Origin of the sequence: Peptacetobacter sp. AB800, assembly GCF_047807365.1 — a bacterium.
Classification (GTDB): Bacteria; Bacillota; Clostridia; order Peptostreptococcales; family Peptostreptococcaceae; genus Peptacetobacter.
The window spans coordinates 1-18,278 of record NZ_JBLOUI010000010.1; the positions used below are offsets into that span (position 1 = coordinate 1).

The following is an 18,278-nucleotide window of genomic DNA, read 5'->3' on the forward strand; positions in this document are numbered from 1 at the left end:
AAAAGAGGATTAATAAGTTGCTTAGATTATTATATGAAATTGAACCGCGGAGTGCCGAACGGCACGCTCCGTGGTGTGAGAGGGGCTACAAGTTAGCCCCTACTTGATAATAATCTTTTATAAATTTACTATTTTTTAATATTGGATAAATCAAAATTTGCTAATCTTTTGGTAATATGAAAAGCATATGAGATATAGACAAACTCCTCTCCAGGCTTCAGCGTGCGTGTAAGTAAGATGTATTGTTGTGAATAAAATACACGCTTGCAGATTGTCGAGAGAGATTTGTCTATATAACTCATATGCTACATACTATCAATAGTTTTAGCAAATTTTGGTATTATCCATCTATTATAAGTTAGTAAATTTATAAAAGATTATTTAAAAAGAAGTACATATCAAAATATAGGAATAGTTGTAAACCGATATGCTTTGATTACAATAGATATAAAGAAACTTATTAGTTTACAAAAATAGTTTTATGTTACAATAGTAGTGTATTGTATATAATAATGAAAAATATTTTAATAATATGTATGAGAGGTAATGAAATGGTAACAATTGGAATTTGTGATGATGAGTTAGATGTTAGAGATGCGATAAGAGAGTCTGTGATAGAAAGTATGAAGGAAGATAGTACAGAGTATGAGATAAGAGAGTTTTGTAAGGGTGAGGATGTTATAAAATATATATCATCTGATAATGAGATAGATATACTGTTTTTAGATATACAGATGGATGGATTAGATGGTATGGAAACAGCTCGTAAGCTTAGGGAATATGATAGAACGACAGAGATACTTTTTGTAACGTCTATCGAAAATAAGATAAGTGAAGCTTTTGAAGTGAGGGCGTTTAGATTTATTAAAAAGCCTGTGCAGCATGAGGTTATAGAAAAGAATCTAAAAGAATGTGTAATAGAAATAGCGAGAAAGAGAGGTTGCTTCTTAAAGATAAAAACAGAAACAGGATTTAGAAAAATATATAGTAGAGATATTGTGTATATAGAGGTACTCAATAGAATAGTAAAAATATACTCAAAAGAGGGCAATTTTGAATATAGAGGAACTCTAAAAGAAATAATGGATAATCTTGAAAAGCAGCTATTTGTACAATGCCATAGAAGCTATGTTGTAAATATAATATACATAAAAGAAATAGGAAACAAGGATATTATTATGAAGGATGGATCTATTGTTCCAATAAGTAGGAGCAAATATAAAGAAGTGATGAATAGATACTTCTGGTCAGTAGGTGAGGATGTATAATGAGTGATGTATTATTAGCGGAAATTATAAGATTGTTGAGTATAGTTTTATCTATCAGTATAGTTAATTTTGTAGTTGGATATAGAAAAAACTGTGAGATAAGTATATGGAAGAATATAGCTATTCAATCAGCTATAGTGGTGATTATATTTATCATATCAAAATACATTGATGTATGGAATATATCTATCATATATAACGAAAAATCAAATTATATAGAGTATTACTTTAGTCTATTTTCTATTATCAAAAATTTTGATTTTTCAATAATAAACTTGATGTGGATTACAATAAACATAGTTATAATGTCTAGTATGACCTTGGTATACAATAAAATATATAAAGTTGATTGGAAGAAATTTATATTTTTATATATTCTATCTGGACAATATGCAAATATATTTGAAGAAGTTATTATACCAAGAATATTATTTGCAATTCAAACTGGTAAAAGTTTGTCAGATGATATAGTTCATAATTTTAATATACACGACTGGAATATATTTAACATAAAGGTATTAGTAATTTTATTTTTAGTATGTATCTTAATTATTATTTTTATTAATATTATAAATAAAATTTTAAAAAATAAAATATATGTATACGCATCATATATTATTCTTGTAAACAGTGTATTTATAATGCTAAAAATATTAGTAAGATTTTCAGAAATGTACGGTCCATTTCAAAGTGAACAATATTTAATTATTATGGAAATAGTACCACAATTAGCAATAATAGCTATTGCAATAACTATTTATATAGTTATTGATATGAAAAAAGAAAATGAAGAAAGGTTGAAAGAAAAACAGGTATACAATAGATTAGAAACTAAAAATGATTATTATGAAAAAGTAGAAGAATCTCAAAATCAAATAAGAAGATTATACCATGATATGAATAATCATCTATACAATATACAGATGATGAATAAAAGCTCAGAAGATGCGTCTGAATATATATTAAGCTTACAAAATGAGCTAAAAGAAGCTCGTAAAGCGAGATTAAGTGGAAATTCTCTCTTTGATATAATTGTAGACGAAAAAATGAATATTTGTAAAAATAAAGGGATAGAGTTTGATATTGATGTGGACTCTAAAAATACAGGATTTATTAAAAATATGGATATGTCTAGTATATTAGCAAATATATTGGATAATGCTATAGAAGCCTGTGATAAAATGACAAGCAATAAAAAATATATAAAACTAACTTCTATGTGGGCAGATGATATGTTTGTAATAATCTGTGAAAATAGCAAAGAAAATGAGGTTAAAAAGATTGGAGATAGATTTATAACTGATAAGCTTAATAAATCTGAGCATGGAATAGGAATAAAAAGCGTCGAAAAATCTGTAAAAAATTATGATGGGAATATGATGATATTCTGCGACGATAATTTGTTTAAAGTTAAAATAATGATTCCTAAGAGATAAAATTTAATATATAATTTATAAATTTGAGAGTGTATATGTTATGAAAATGATGTATACGCTCTTATTTTTTTGTTTGTAAAGATAAATTTTTACCGTTAAGGACGTTTTTCCTACCACTCGGGACAAATTGAGTATTTTTCAGATAAAAAATGTTATTCTATAAGCAAGAAAAAGTAATTACTTAAATAAAAAGATAATAATTATTATTTTGATTAATCATGCTAAAGGAGTGATATTATGAAAAAAATATATAGAAAACTTTCTTTACAATATATAAAAAAGAATAAATCAAGAAGTCTGATGATGCTTATTATGATAATAGCTACAGTAGCATTTATGATTTCTATTGACATGATAAATATATCTAGAGCATATGATAAAGCAGAAGTATATAAAAAAACATATGGAGATTATCATTGTGAGTATGTAGATATAAGTAAAGAGAAAATGCAACAAGTTTCTAAAGATAAGAGAGTAGGATATAACGATAATGTACAAAACTTAGGATATTTAATAAATAAGGATAATGGAACTAAAGTTGAATTAAAATCATTTAATGGAGAAAATGATAATTCAATGAAGTATTTCGATAGAAAAGGTCAAATTCTTAAAGGCAAAATACCTAAAAATAACGACGAAATAATAGTAGATGAAATAAGTGCTAAAAACTTAGGTATAGAAGGAAATCCAATAGGAAAGAAAATATCTTTTGAACTTAGAAAAAGCTATACTCTTCCAAATGGAGAAGAAAAATTATATTCTGAAAATAAAACTTTCAAAGTAGTTGGTGTAGTAAAAAGAGTATATGAAGGACTTGATTCAAATATAACAGGTTCAGAACAAGAAAGAGGGCTTAGTTATACATATGGAGATTTTAATGGACAAAACATAATACCTTATGAAGCGTTGACATACGATATAATAGTGAGATTTAATGGTAATGAAGAAAGAGTGGGGAACTTTGTTGAAAAAGTAGCTATGGAATATGAACTTGGAAGAATGTCATTTTATCCAAATGGAAATTATTTAGGTGCTTTAAATGAGATTAAAGATAAAAGAGCAATTGCTGAAACAAGTTCAAATAAGTCAGTATTAATATTAACTGTAATTCTTTTAGTATTTAATATGCTAAATATAATTTGGGGTGAATATTTAAAAGAAATAAGTATGTTAAGACTTATTGGAGCAAGAAAAAAAGATATAAGATTTATGGTAATATATCAATCGCTGCTACTTGCTGTAATAGGAACAGCTATAGGAGTTATAGTTGGAATTGGTATAACAGGAATAGGAGTTAATATACTTAAAGATAGTACTTTGGAAATAGCAAAGGTAAAACCAAAAATCCATATAGATTCAACAGTAATAACAAAAACAACTATAATATCTATTATATCTATAGCATTAGCTACAATAGTTCCAGTTATAAAAATAGGAAGAGTAGGATGTATGGAAAGTATATCAAATTCTTCAAAACAAAAAAACAAAGCTAAACAATCAAAGATAGGTAAATTTGTACAAGATAAATTCGGTATTTACAGATATATGGGAGTAAGAAACCTTTGGCTTAAAAAAACTAGAACAGTAATATCAATATTTGTAATTACACTTTGTGGATACTTAATTATGTACACTTTCTCAAGTATACACGACAAAGCAAATGATAATATAAGAAAAATATATCATAAATATGATATAGAATCATCTATGGGGATAGGAAATGATTCAGAAACATATAAAATACCAGAAAATAAAATAGAAAAAATAAAAAATATGGATGCAGTTAAATTTGCAAATGGTAGATTTAATGGAGATGCAACCTTTATTGAAGATAAAAATAAAATAAATGACTACTATATAGAATACTTTGGAATAGATGGAAGTGAAAAAGTTGAATATCAAAATCATCTTAGATTTTTTGGAAATAGCGATATAAAAAATGTTGTAGAGCCATATATGTTAGATAATAAAACTGCAAAAGATATAGAACAAAAAACAAATGGTTATGTAAATGTAGCTGTATTTAATAGTTTTTATGATCCAATAAAGACAGATTATTATCATAAGATTTATAAAGATTTAAAGGTCGGAGATATTATTACTCTTGGTGTAAAATACCATAATGGAGATAAGATAGAAAAAAGAAATGTAAAGGTTAGGGTAGGAGCTATTCTTAAAGATGATTGGCAGTCTTATGGAGATTTTCTTCAGCCTTCAGGATTAGAGATAATAACATCTGATGATAATATGAAAGAATTGTTGGGATTTAAAGCATATAATAATCTAATTGTAGATTACAAGGATATAAATAACATAGAAGAAAATAGAAAAGTAGAAAAATATATTAAAGAAAATATACCTGCATCGTTTAAAATAAAACAAGAATTTTACAATATGCAAAATGAATATAAAGAAGAATCTTATAGAGAAGGTTTTATTAATACAACATTAGTACTTATGATTGCAACAATAAGTATATTCTGCACAGTTAAATCTAACTTAATGGAAAGAAGAAAAGAAATATTTACAATGAGAGCATTGGGAATGTCTGATAAAGATATGAATAGTATGAATATGTACGAAGCTGTTATATATGCGGTATTGAGTATAATAGGTGGTATAGCATTAGCTACATATAAACTTTTAAATGAGGTTAAATGGTACAATGATGTATATAAATCAGAAGGTATAGAGCATTTTATGGACTTTACATTCCCATATCCACAGGCGATAATATTCGCAGTGGTTACACTAGCGACTTGTATAATAGCAGTAAAACTAGCAAATAGAGATTTCAAGAATAAAGAAATATCAGATGGTATGAGAGATTTAGATTAGAATATACCATTGAGGACGTTTTTTCTACCACTCGGGACAAATCTGTTGTTTTTAATAATTAAAAATGTTATTTTAAAGACAAGAAAAGGGAAGAAGATTAAAGATAACAAATTCTTAAATTTGATATATTAACTGAATTGAAAAGATTGAAAATAGCAGCCTGCACACAGAATAAAAGAAAAGATATAAAAACAAGATTTGGCAGAGGATACTATTTGAGATTATACTTTGGTTCAGATTTATATATAAAATATTAAAAAACAGGAGGATTTAGAAATGAGAAAAGAAGAAAAATTATTAAAAGGTAAAAAAATAGAAATAAAGGAAAAAATAGAATTAAAAGATGTTGAAATGCAGGGAGATCCTTGTAAAAGTATTGGAAAAGTACCATGTAAACATAACTGCTGTGAAGACTGTTATAATAATCAATCATCATGGCAATCAAATAAATATTAAAAAATAATTTTTTTATAATAGGGGAGTTAAACTCCCCTATTATTTTACAGGATAAAGAGGTGATATTATGAAAAAAATATATAGAAAACTTTCTTTACAATACATAAAAAAGAATAAATCAAGAAGTCTTATGATGCTTATTATGATAATAGCTACAGTAGCATTTATGATTTCTATAGACATGATAGATATATCTAGAGCATATGATAAAGCAGAATTATATAAAAGGACTTATGGCGATTATCATTGTGAGTATGTAGACATAAGCAAAGAAAAAATGCAAAAAGTTGCTAAAGATAAGAGAGTAGGATATAACGATAATGTACAAAACTTAGGATATTTAATAAATAATAATAATGGAACTAGAGTTGAATTAAAATCATTTAATGGAGAAAATGATAATTCAATGAAATACTTTGACAGAAAAGGTCAGGTTCTTAAAGGGAAAATCCCTAAAAATAATAACGAGATAGTGGTAGATGAAATAAGTGCTAAAAACTTAGGTATAGAAGGAAATCCAATAGGAAAGAAAATATCTTTTGAACTTAGAAAAAGCTATAATCTTCCTAATGGAGAGGAAAAATTATATTCTGAAAGGAAAACTTTCAAAGTAGTTGGTGTGGTAAAAAGAGTATATGAAGGACTTAATTCAGAAATAACAGGTGCAGAACAAGAAAGAGGGATTAGTTATACATATGGAGATTTTAATGGACAAAACATAATACCACAGGAAGCATTAACATATGACATAATATTAAGATATGCTAATGTAAAAGAAGAAAAAGCCTCAAGTTTAGTGGAAAAGGTATCCGCTACTTATAATCTTGGAAGAATGGCATTTTACCCAAATGGAAATTATTTAGCAGCTTTAAGTGATGTTACATTTGCAAGAGAAATATCAAATACAAGAACAAGTAATTTAGTATTAATATTAACTGTTATACTTTTAGTATTTAATATGCTAAATATAATTTGGAGTGAATACTTAAAAGAAATAAGTATGTTAAGACTTATTGGATCAAGAAAAAGGGATATAAGATTTATGGTAATATATCAATCTTTGCTACTTGCTGTAATAGGAATAGCTATAGGAGTTATAGTTGGAATTGGTATAACAGGAATAGGTGTTAATATACTTAAAGATAGTACTTTAGAAATAGCAAAAGTAAAACCAAAAATTCATATAGATTCAGGTGTAATGATAAAAACAATTATAATATCTGTTGTATCTATAGCATTAGCTACAATAGTTCCAGTTATAAAAATAGGAAGAGTAGGATGTATGGAAAGTATATCAAGTTCTTCAAAACATAAAAACAAAACTAAACAATCAAAAATAGGTAAATTTATACAAGATAAATTTGGTATTTACAGATATATGGGAGTAAGAAACCTTTGGCTTAAAAAAACTAGAACATTAATATCAATACTTACTGTTACACTTTGTGGATATTTAATTATGTACACATTTTCAGATATGGAAAATGAAGTAAATGATAAAATAAGGAGAATATACTATAAATATGATATAGAATCATCAATGGGTATAGCAAATGATCCAGAAACATATAAAATACCAGAAAATAAAATAGAAAAAATAAAAAATATGGATGCTGTGAAATGTGCAAATGCTAGATTCAATGGTGATGCAACCTTTATTGAAGATAAAAATAAAATAAATGACTACTATATAAAATACTTTGGAATAGATGGCAGTGAAAAAGTTGAATATGAAAATCATCTTAGATTTTTTGAAAATGATGATATAAAGAAAGTCGTAGCGCCATATATGTTAGATAATAAGACTACAAAAGATATAGAACAAAAAACAAATGGTTACATAAATGTAGCTGTATTTAATAGCTTTTATGATCCTACGACAACAGATACATATCATAAAATATATAAAAATCTAAAAGTAGGAGATATAATTACTCTTGGTGTAAAATACCATAATGGAGATAAGATAGAAAAAAGAAATATAAAAGTTAGAGTAGGAGCTATTCTTAAAGATGATTGGCAGTCTTATGGAGATGCTCTTCAACCTTCAGGATTAGAGATAATAACATCTGATGATAATATGAAAGAATTGCTAGGATTTAAAGCATATAATAATCTAATTGTAGATTATAAGGATATAAATAATGTAGAAGAAAATAGAAAAGTAGAAAAATATGTTAAAGAAAATATACCTGCAGCATTAAGTATAAAACAAGGATTTTATAATCAACAAAAGGAATCAATGTCGCAAATATACAGAGAAAGCATTATAAATATAACTTTAGTACTTATGATTGCAGCTATAAGTATATTCTGTACAGTTAAATCTAATATTATGGAAAGAAGAAAAGAAATATTTACAATGAGAGCATTGGGAATGTCTGCTAAGGATATGAATAGTATGAATATGTATGAAGCTGTAACATACGCAGTATTAAGTATAATATCTGGAATAGCATTGGCAACATACAAACTTGTAAAATATGTTGAGTGGAACAATAATGCCTATACAGATTTTGGAATAGAACATTTTATGGACTTTAGATTCCCTTATCCACAGGCGATAATATTCACTGTTGTTACACTAGCGACTTGTATAATAGCAGTAAAATTAGCAAACAGAGATTTTAAGAATAAAGAAATATCAGATGGTATGAGAGATATAGACTAGAGGAGGAAGTGTGATGAGTGGTTATTTTTATAATAAAAAAGCAAACATAATGAAAAAAGACAGCATCGTTATAATATCCAACCAATATAGTGGAAAATGGATAAAAATTCCTCTTATATGCTATGAAGTGATAGAAGAGTCAGTTGAAAAACAACTGGCTCTTGAAAAAATGATTGATTTATTTAGTGAAGATGACAAAGACTACTTTAGAAAAATAATAAAATCATTAGAAGATTTAGATCTAGTAACAGAAAATCCAAATGAAGAAATATATTATGGAATGATTCCAAAAGTTTCAATAGCTATAACTAATAAATGTAACCTAAATTGTTGCTATTGCTGCAAAGAATCAAACATAAATCGGGAAGAAAGAATGAACTTGAACGAGTTAAAAAAAGTTGTAGACAATGTATTAAAATTAAATCCAATCAATCTTACAATATCAGGAGGAGAGCCACTTGTAAGAAAAGACTTTGTTGAGTTTATAGAATATATAAAATTAAAATACGACGAAAAGCTCATACTAAGCACAAATGCTACGCTAATAGATGAAAAAATGGCTAAATTTATAAGTGATAATTTTTACGCAGTAGAGATTAGCCTTGATGGATACGACGAAGAAACTTGCTCAGAAGTAAGGGGAAAAGGTGTATTCAACAAAGTTATGAAGGCTATTGGACATCTTAAAGATAATGGTTGCGATAAGATAAGTATATCTATGGTAATGGGAAAATATAACGAAGGATATAAACAAAAGTTTGAAGAACTAAATGAAAAAATAGGTACAAAAGCGAGAATAAGATACTTCTGTAAATTTGGAAGAGGATTTAGTGGATGTGAAAAGTATGTTGAAAATGATGAGGTATTCTACACTCCTCAAGATTTATATACTTTAGATGAAAATAGCTACGACAATATAAACACAGGACATTGTAATGCTGGAAGAAATAGCATATTTATAGCAGATGATGGATATGTGTATTCTTGTCCAAATATAACAGATGATAAATTTAAGACATTTAATATATTAGATATGGACTTAGAAACAGAGGAAAAATTATATAAAAAGGATTTTGAAGGATTTAAAAACTTTGAAAACTTAGATCTAAAAAATCAAACTCGCTGCAGAGATTGTTCAGTAAATGCTTTTTGTAATACTTGCCCAGCGAAAAATCAGTTACTATATGAAAATGAAAAAGCATTTGAAAAATACTGTGAATTTAATAAAAAGCATTTGGAAAATATATTGTGGAAGTAGAATTTTACCATTCAGGTAAATTTTCATACCATTCAGGACAAAGCTATTGTTTTTAATAAGTTAAAATGTTATTTTAAAGACAAGAAATTTAAAGAAAAAATTTTTAACTTTAATATATTAATTAAATTAAATAAATGAATAATAGCAACCTGCACACATAATAAAAGAGAATATTGTATAAAAATATTTGGCAGAGGATACTATTTGAAATTATATTTTAATTTAATCATATATATAAATATAAAAACTTAGGAGGAAAATAAAATGTCAGAAGTTAAAAGAAAAAAAATAAAAATAGAGGAAAAGATAGAACTAAAAGAAATAGAAATGCAAGCAGATCCATGTAAAGGAAGTAATAATATCATATGTAAACATAATTGCTGTAAAGATTGTTATAATGGTACATCACCATATCCTACAAAGATGTATTAAATTACAGTTTGAGGTATAAAGGGGAGTATCATACTCCCCTATTTTACTAAGAATAGGATGTGGTATTATGAAAAAAATATATAGAAAACTTTCTTATCTATATATAAAAAAGAACAAATCCAGAAGTCTGATGATGCTTATCATGGTAATAGCTACAGTAGCATTTATGATTTCTATAGATATGATAGAAGTATCTCAGACATATAGCAGAGCAGAAGCATATAAAAAGGCGTATGGTGATTATCATATTGAATATGTAGATATTAGCAAGGAAAAGATAAATAAGGTAAAGAATGATAAGAGAGTAGGATACAATGATAATGTGCAAAACTTAGGGTTTCTTATAAATAAAGAAAATGGTACAAGAGTTGAATTAAAATCATTTGATGGAGAAAATGATAATTCAATGAAATATTTTGATAGAAAAGGTCAAGTTTTAAAAGGAAGGAAACCTAAAAATAATAACGAGATAGTGGTAGATGAAGAAAGTGCTAAAAATTTAGGTATATCAGAAAATCCAATAGGAAAAACAATATCTTTTGAGCTTAGAAAAAGTTATACTCTTCCTACAGGAGAGGAAAAATTATATTCTGAAATAAAAACATTTAAAGTAGTTGGAATTGTACAAAGAGCATATAAAGGTCTTGATTCTAGTATCACAGGAGCAGAACATGAGAGAGGATTAAGTTATACATATGGAGATTTTAATGGACAAAATATAATTCCAACCGAGGCGTTGACATACGATATAATATTAAGATTTAATGGAAATGAAGAAAAAGCGAATAGTCTAGTTGAAAAAGTAGCTATGGATTATGAACTTGGAAGAATGTCATTCAATCCAAATTCAAATTATTTAGCAGAATTATTTAAAATAAATGATTTGAAAAATATAAGAGAGATTAATAATAATAACTTGATTTTAATTTTAACGGTAATCCTTTTAGTATTCAATATGTTAAATATAATATGGGGAGAATACTTAAAAGAAATAAGTATGCTAAGACTTATTGGAGCAAGAAAAAAAGATATAAGATTTATGGTTATATATCAGTCAGTATTATTAGCGATATTTGGAACTATAATAGGAATTGCTGTAGGAGTAGGGATTACAGGATTAGGAGTTAATTTATTTAAAGACACTACATTAGAAATAGCAAAAGTTAAACCTAGAATATATATAGATACTGAAGTAATTACAAAAACTATTATAGTGACTATAACAGCTATAATGTTAGCTACAATTATTCCTGTAATAAGGATAGGTAGAGTTGGATGTATGGAATCTATAACAAATTCTACAACTCATATAAATAGAGGAAAACAATCAAAAGTAGGAAGATTTATTCAAAATAAGTTTGGTATTTATAGATATATGGGAATAAGAAATCTTTGGCTTAAAAAGACAAGAACATTAATATCAATACTTACTATTACACTTTGTGGATATTTAATTATGTATACATTTTCAAGTATGGTGAATGAAGTTAATGACAAGATAAGAAGAATATATCATAGATACGATATAGAAAGTTCTATTGGAATAGCAAGTGATCCAGATACTTATAAAATACCAGAAAAGATAATAGACAATATAAAAGATATGAAAGGTGTAAAATTTGTTTCTTCTAGATACAATGGTAAATCAACATTTGTTGAAGATAGAAATAAGATAAATGATTATTTTATAGAGTATTATGGAATAGAAGGGAAGGAAAAAGTTGAGTTTGAAAATTACCTTAGATTCTTTAATGATAAAGATATAAAAAGAGTCTTAGAAGAATATATGTTAGATGATAAAACCACAAAAGATATAAATGGTAAAACAGATGGATATGTAAATGTAGCAGTATATAATCATTTTTATGATATTATAAAAACAAATACTTATCAAAATATATATAAAGATTTAAAAGAGGGTGACGTAATAACTCTTGGTGTAAAATATCATAATGGAGAAAAAATAGAAAAAAGAAATGTAAAAGTAAGAGTTGCAGCGATAATAGATTTAGAGTGGCGGGCTTATGGAGATTTTCTTCAACCATCTGCTTTAGAGGTAATAACTTCTGAAAATAATATGAAAGAATTGTTAGGGTTTAAAGCATATAATAATCTTATTGTAGATTATAAAGATATTAATAATGTAGAAGAGAATAAGAAAATAGAAAAATATATTAAAGAAAATGTACCAGGATCACTAAAAATAAAACAAGGATTTTATAATGAACAAATTGAAGGAACTAAACAAATGTACAGAGAAGGTATCGTAAATATAAGTTTGGTACTAATGATTGCTGCAATAAGTATATTCTGTACAGTTAAATCTAATTTAATGGAAAGAAGAAAAGAAATATTTACAATGAGAGCTTTGGGAATGTCTGCTAAAGATATGAATAGGATGAATATGTGGGAATCAATGATATATGCTTTATTGAGTATATTATCAGGTATAGGATTGTCAACATATGAACTTATCAAGTTTGTTGAATGGCATAATGAAGCATATAAAACATATGGTATAGAGCATTTTATGGACTTTACATTCCCATATCCACAGGCGATAATATTCGCAGTTGTTACACTAGTTACTTGTATAATAGCAGTAAAATTAGCAAACAGAGATTTTAAGAATAAAGAAATATCAGATGGTATGAGAGATATAGACTAGATAGTAAAAAATAAAAATAATTAATATATGGGATAGTTTTTGCTATCCTCATATATTAAATAAAAATCATAAAGAAGGTGATTACTTTGAAGTTTAGAGAAGAAAGAATTAAATTTAAAGACAAAGAACTGATAATAAGAGAAAGAAATAACAGAGTGCTTATGTACAACACAAGATTTAAAAGACATATAATTCAAAGTAAAGAAGTATACTCATATATAAAAAAGGCAGAAGAAATGGGACTTACAGTAGAAGAATTTGTCGATATGTTTGAAGGTTCAGACAAGGAATATATGAAAGACCTTATGATAAACATGGGAAAAGCAGGTATACTTGAATCATCAATGAGTGAAGATTTTTATAAAAATATGAATAATAGATTTAAAGCTATATATTTGGCAGCAACTCATAAGTGTAATTTAGCTTGTAGACATTGTTGTACAAATTGCAACTCTACAGAAAAAGATATACTAACTACAGAAGATGTAAAATCAATAATGGATTTTGTAGCTGAACTAGAACCGTACGAGTTTATAATAACAGGTGGAGAGCCTATGATAAGAAGCGATTTTGAAGAGTGTGTTCATTACTTTAAAGAAAAAGACTGTAAAACAGAACTAGTTCTTTCTACAAATGCAACTATTATAGATGAATCTAATGTAGACTTTATAGTAAATCATTTTAATAGAGTAGAAATAAGTATAGATGGAGTAGATGAAGAAACTTGTGGATTAGTTAGGGAAAGAGGAGTATTCAATAAAATAATGAGATCTATAGTATTACTTCATACTAGAGGATTTAGAAATATAAGAACGTCTATGGTTGTTGGAGATAAGAATAAACACCTTGAAGAAAAATTTTATGCTTTAAATGAAAGAATAGGAACAAAAGGAATGGTTAGATGCTTTGAGCCAGAAGGTAGAGGAGTAGAAAATGCGTCATACTTTATATCAGAGGAAACTATACTTCCATTTGGACTTACAGAATTAGATAAATTAAGTTTTGAAAAAGATAAAGATAATCTAAAATCATGTTCTTGTGATATGTATAAGTCAAAAATGTTTATAGATTATGATGGAAATATGTATCCATGTCAATCTTTGATAAAACCAAAGTATTCTTATGGAAGTGCATTAGATAAAGATACTAGAATGAGTGTGCTTGATTTTGATTATGATTTATCTGATAGTAAACTAGCAGCTAGACTACAAAATATAATGCCGTATAATTTTGAAAAATGTAAGGATTGTGATGTAAATGTATTTTGCTTTTTCTGTCCTGCACTAGTAGATAAGTTGTTAGATAATGAAGATTGTCCTGACTATGAAAAATGGTGTTCTATAATGAAACCACAATTAAATAGAATAGTATGGGGGGAATAAAAATATGAAATTTACAATAGTAATGACTGATGACTGTAATCTTAGATGTAGCTACTGTTATGAAGGTGGTTGTAAACCTAAAAAATATATGAACAAAGAAACAGCAGATAAATGTATAGAGTTTATAAAAGAAAAACTAAAAGAAGAAAAGGATGATAAAAGACCATTATGGATAACACTTCATGGTGGAGAACCTCTTCTAAATTTTGATATAGTAAAATATATTAAAAATAAATTGGATGATGAAATAGTAGATAGAAAAATAATATATGATATGACTACAAATGGAACAATAATGAACGATGAAATATTAGAGTTTATAAAAAATGATTTAACAGAGGTATCTATAAGTTTAGATGGTACTAAAGAATCACATAATGCAAATAGAGTATTTCCAGACGGAAGTGGATCATATGATATAGTTATGAAAAATATAAAAAAACTACAAGATGAAAATATACCTATTAGATGTAGGATGACATTTAACCAATATAATGTAGATAAAATGTATGAAAGTATTGAAAGTGTGTCAAAACTTGGCTTTAGATATCTTGCAACTGCTGTAGATATTATGTCTGAGTGGAGCGAGGAAAAAGTTGAAGTATATAAAGAACAGAGAATGAAGCTTATAGACTTTCATTTAAAAAATCCAGAAGTAAATTTAGGTATGACAGATTTAAGACTTTTAAATGTTAAGCGAGGGGATTGTTTTGGTGGTATATGCACATTTTGCATAGATACAGATGGAACAATTTATCCGTGTACATTTGCAATAGGTAAAAAAGACTATGAAATAGGAAATATATATAATGAAAACCCTTTAGATAAAGATAAATTAAAAGAAGTTGTTAATGAGAATTTTAGAGATTTTGAAGAATGTTCAGGTTGTACAAGAAAAGAATACTGTACTGCTGTAAGATGTAGAATAGTTAACAAACTTAGTACAGGTAGTTATTCAGAAGTGCCATATATGGCTTGTGTTGATGAACATATGAACTTTAAAACAACTAAAAAACTTTTGGAACTTGGTGAAAGAGGTAGGGATTTATAAATGGAAAAGTCAAATATATCCAAAAGAAAAAGTCCTGTAAAAAGGTTTATAAAATTTGTAGTAAATCATAATAAGATGAGTATTTTTACTGCAATGATAATGGTGATATTTATAACATCGATAGACCTTATTCTGCCTATGCTGACAAAAAATATGGTAGATAAAGGTATAACAGGAAAAAATCTTGAATTACTATTAAAAATAATTGCAGCTTATTCTGTAATGTCAGTTTTAGCTAGAGTTTTAAATTTGACACTAGGCTATATATATGCAACTATGAGAAATAGGGTGGCTGTAAAGTTTAGATTGAAGGTATTAGATCATTTATCGAAGTTATCTGGAAAATTCTATACAGAGAATAAAACTGGAAATCTTATGTCTATAGTACAATCTGATATAGATATAATAGAAAATATAGATGCGGAACTTGTATTTTCTATTATTAAAAATTCAATAACAGCGATTATTTCTCTCTACTTAATGTTTAGACTACAATCTGTTCTTTTTGTAGTTGTTGTGTTTATACAAATATTACTTGTTACAACGCAGAGATACTTTACAAAAAATATACATTCTAATGTGAGTATGTTTAGAGATGAATATGGTGATACAAGCAATGTAGTTCAAGAATATGTTTATAATATAATGAATGTTATAATATCTAAATCAAAGAGGTTTTTTATATCACAATTTATAAAAGGTCAGAGAGGACTTATAAATAAAGATATAAAAATAGATGTTCTTATGAGTGGAAATATGTGTGTTGCAAATATATTTAATCTTATGATGAGTATGGCTATATATGGATATGGTGGATATATGATAATAAATGGAGATTTTACATTAGGTTCATTAATAGCATTTCAAAACTATGCAGGAATGTTAATAGGCCCATGTATAAGTATTGTAAATGCAAATAATAGAATACAACAAGCTAAAGTTTCTATAGAAAGAGTATATTCTATATTAGATGAAGAACCTGTTATAGATGAAGATCAAAATATGCTAGAAGGACTAAGAGCAGATAATATTAAAGAAATATCTGTTGAAAATGTAAAGTTTGGATATGAAAATGATGAATCTGAAAAGAAATATATCTTAAATAATGTATCTATGAAATTTGAAAGAGGAGATATTTCGGCTATTGTTGGAGAGAGTGGATGTGGAAAGTCAACTCTTTCAAAGCTTATGTATAGACTATGGGATGTTGATGATGGAAGTATTAAAATTGATGAAAGAGATATAAGAAATATAAAACTTATGTCTTTGAGAAAATGTATTTCTGTAGTTAGTCAAGAGATAGTTATATTTGATAGTACAATAAGAAATAATATATCATTAGGCAAAAAAATACCAGATGATGATATATTGAGAGTATGTAGTTTAGCTGGTTTAGATGATTTTATTTCTTCTCTTGAAGCTGGTTTAGATACAGAGATAGGGGAAAAAGGAATAAAAATATCTGGAGGACAAAAGCAAAGAATTTCTATAGCCAGAGCTATGTTATGTGATAGTCCAATTATTATATTTGATGAAGCTACATCAGCATTAGATAATGTATCTCAAGATATAATAATGGATAGTATAAAGAAGAACTTAGAAGATAGAATAGTAATAGTGATAGCACACAGATTATCTACTATAAAAGATGTAGACAAAATATTTGTAATGTCAAATGGAAAAATAGCAGAATCAGGAAATCACGAAGAACTTATATCTAAAAAGGGAATATACTATAAATTGTATAGAAATGAATAAAGAGGTAGTTCTATGAAAAATATAAAAATTGCTGTATTAGATACAGGAATAGATACGGAAGATAAAGATATCAAAGATAGATATGTATATGATAAAGAATTGCAAGTTGAAGGTATAGATAATATAGAAGATGTAATAGGACATGGAACATTATGTGCAAAGACTATACTAGAAAGATGCCCAGAAGCGATAATATATCCTATTAAGATATTTAATGATGAAGGAGTGACTGAAGTATCAAAGCTTATAGTAGCATTAGCAAATCTGATTGGTAAAAATATAGATATAATAAATATATCAGCATCTATGATAAAAGAAAATAGACTTGAAGATTTGAGAACAGTATGCAATATTCTTAGAAGTGAAGGAAAGATACTAGTAGCTTCTAAACATAAGAAAGCGAAAAATATAAAAAGTTATCCAGCTTCATTTGATTCTGTAATTGGTGTGAAAGGATATAAGAGAATTTGCAAAGATAATGATTATACATATGATAGTAAAAGAGAAAACCAAATGTATGCAAATGGAAGAGATAGATTGTATAAATTTAAAGATAGTGTAACTGCATTTGGAAAGCATAGTAGAGCATCTGCATTAGCTGCGGGGATAATAGCAGAGATAATGTATAAAGAGAATACAAAAGATATTTATAAAATAGAGCAAATTTTAAAAAGTAAATCAAACATATCTGAAACATATAAAGAAAGAAGATACAAATATAAAAAAGAATATGTGTATGATACTATTGTTAGAAAGATTGTTGATATTTTGAATGAAAATTTTGCAGATGGACGAATAAATATAGAGTTTCTTGAAAAAAATAGTTTGATTAATAATATGACAGGGTTGTATGGAGATAATGCGTATGATTTTGTTTGTATGCTAAATAAAGAATTTGGCATAGATATAAATTATGAGAATTTGTACTTGTACGAAATAGAAAATTTGTACATTTTGAGCCATATTGTTCATAAAGAACTAGATAAATAATAGTAAAGAAGGGAGAGAGTATTTATGTCAAAAATTATAAAGCATAGATACTCTCTTTTTAATTAGTTGA

12 protein-coding genes are annotated in these 18,278 nt (G+C 26.7%); all 12 read left to right on the top strand.

All coding sequences use genetic code 11. From position 1 onward, the window contains the following. The first annotated feature begins 551 nt into the window (after window positions 1-551). The 12 genes from ACK2WN_RS04810 to ACK2WN_RS04865 all read left to right on the top strand — a co-directional run bounded on the left by ACK2WN_RS04810 (window position 552) and on the right by ACK2WN_RS04865 (window position 18,208). Window positions 552-1,268 (top strand): LytR/AlgR family response regulator transcription factor, encoded by a 717-nt coding sequence (locus tag ACK2WN_RS04810; RefSeq protein WP_416154964.1) that lies wholly within the window; start codon window positions 552-554, stop codon window positions 1,266-1,268. Further along, window positions 1,268-2,704 (top strand): sensor histidine kinase, encoded by a 1,437-nt coding sequence (locus ACK2WN_RS04815; protein ID WP_330000289.1) that lies wholly within the window; start codon window positions 1,268-1,270, stop codon window positions 2,702-2,704. Before ACK2WN_RS04810 ends, ACK2WN_RS04815 begins: the two co-directional genes overlap by 1 nt. Before the next feature lie 237 nt (window positions 2,705-2,941). Next, complete coding sequence (locus ACK2WN_RS04820; protein WP_330000290.1) at window positions 2,942-5,542, top strand: ABC transporter permease; 2,601 nt, start codon at window positions 2,942-2,944, stop codon at window positions 5,540-5,542. Window positions 5,543-5,818: 276 nt separating this feature from the next. Beyond that, complete coding sequence (locus tag ACK2WN_RS04825; RefSeq protein ID WP_416154965.1) at window positions 5,819-5,998, top strand: hypothetical protein; 180 nt, start codon at window positions 5,819-5,821, stop codon at window positions 5,996-5,998. Window positions 5,999-6,065: 67 nt separating this feature from the next. Then, entirely contained in the window at window positions 6,066-8,669 is a 2,604-nt protein-coding gene (locus ACK2WN_RS04830; RefSeq protein WP_416154966.1) for an FtsX-like permease family protein, read from the top strand. Window positions 8,670-8,682: 13 nt separating this feature from the next. Beyond that, complete coding sequence (locus tag ACK2WN_RS04835) at window positions 8,683-9,927, top strand: radical SAM protein (RefSeq protein WP_416154967.1); 1,245 nt, start codon at window positions 8,683-8,685, stop codon at window positions 9,925-9,927. A 264-nt stretch (window positions 9,928-10,191) separates the two neighbouring features. Further along, the gene (locus ACK2WN_RS04840) at window positions 10,192-10,359 is read left to right on the top strand and encodes a hypothetical protein (protein ID WP_416154968.1); all 168 of its coding nucleotides are present in this window, start codon (window positions 10,192-10,194) and stop codon (window positions 10,357-10,359) included. A 67-nt stretch (window positions 10,360-10,426) separates the two neighbouring features. Further along, complete coding sequence (locus tag ACK2WN_RS04845) at window positions 10,427-13,027, top strand: ABC transporter permease (protein ID WP_416154969.1); 2,601 nt, start codon at window positions 10,427-10,429, stop codon at window positions 13,025-13,027. 86 nt (window positions 13,028-13,113) lie between these two features. After that, on the top strand, window positions 13,114-14,409 hold the full coding sequence (locus ACK2WN_RS04850) for a radical SAM protein (protein WP_416154970.1): 1,296 nt from the start codon (window positions 13,114-13,116) through the stop codon (window positions 14,407-14,409). A 4-nt stretch (window positions 14,410-14,413) separates the two neighbouring features. Continuing rightward, the gene (locus tag ACK2WN_RS04855; RefSeq protein WP_006439178.1) at window positions 14,414-15,460 is read left to right on the top strand and encodes a radical SAM/SPASM domain-containing protein; all 1,047 of its coding nucleotides are present in this window, start codon (window positions 14,414-14,416) and stop codon (window positions 15,458-15,460) included. Continuing rightward, entirely contained in the window at window positions 15,461-17,218 is a 1,758-nt protein-coding gene (locus ACK2WN_RS04860; RefSeq protein ID WP_416154971.1) for an ABC transporter ATP-binding protein, read from the top strand. It begins immediately after the preceding gene. Between the two features lie 12 nt (window positions 17,219-17,230). Next, window positions 17,231-18,208, top strand: coding sequence for a S8 family serine peptidase (locus ACK2WN_RS04865; RefSeq protein ID WP_416154972.1), 978 nt, complete (start codon window positions 17,231-17,233; stop codon window positions 18,206-18,208). Window positions 18,209-18,278: the final 70 nt, after the last annotated feature.